This is a genomic window from Bacillus sp. SRB_331 (assembly GCF_003264175.1).
GTDB classification, from domain to species: Bacteria; Bacillota; Bacilli; order Bacillales; family Bacillaceae_G; genus Bacillus_A; species Bacillus_A mycoides.
The window spans coordinates 1-420 of record NZ_NADV01000192.1 but is presented as its reverse complement, the minus strand read 5'-3'; the positions used below and the strand labels follow the sequence as shown (position 1 = coordinate 420).

Sequence of the window (420 nt, the reverse complement as noted above, 5' to 3'; positions counted from 1 at the left end):
TATATGTTCTCATATAGTCTCTATATGCAATTTCCATCGGGTTCAGAGTGGTCTTCATGGTTTGGTGTATTTCCGCTGCAAGCCATGGCAGGTAGTAATTGAGTTTTCCGCCTATGAATCCTCGACATATTTTTTGAAAGGTCGAAACTGGAATTCCATATTTTCGTAGCCCTCTCATTAATTTGCATCTGGTTTTAATGTCCTTTGCTACTTCTTTGAGATCGATTTTGATTGTTGAGTGGTGATTCTCGTCATTTGCTGTTAGGGTTGCCCCTAAATACTTGATTGTGTCTGTTGTTTTGATTTTATGCTCGTTGACAGTTATTTGGTCTCTATGAGCATGTTCATTGAATAATAAGTGGGTTTTCAGCCATTGTATCTTAATGTGGTTTGCTGTGCACCAGCTTTGCAGCTTTGAAC

The 420-nt window shown here is 38.8% G+C and carries 1 protein-coding gene; it reads right to left on the bottom strand.

The genetic code is table 11. The features are described 5' to 3' along the window. Nucleotides 1-420, bottom strand: a 420-nt coding sequence (locus tag B5P42_RS32440) for an RNA-dependent RNA polymerase family protein (RefSeq protein WP_220089433.1), incomplete at both ends; no start/stop codon positions are given.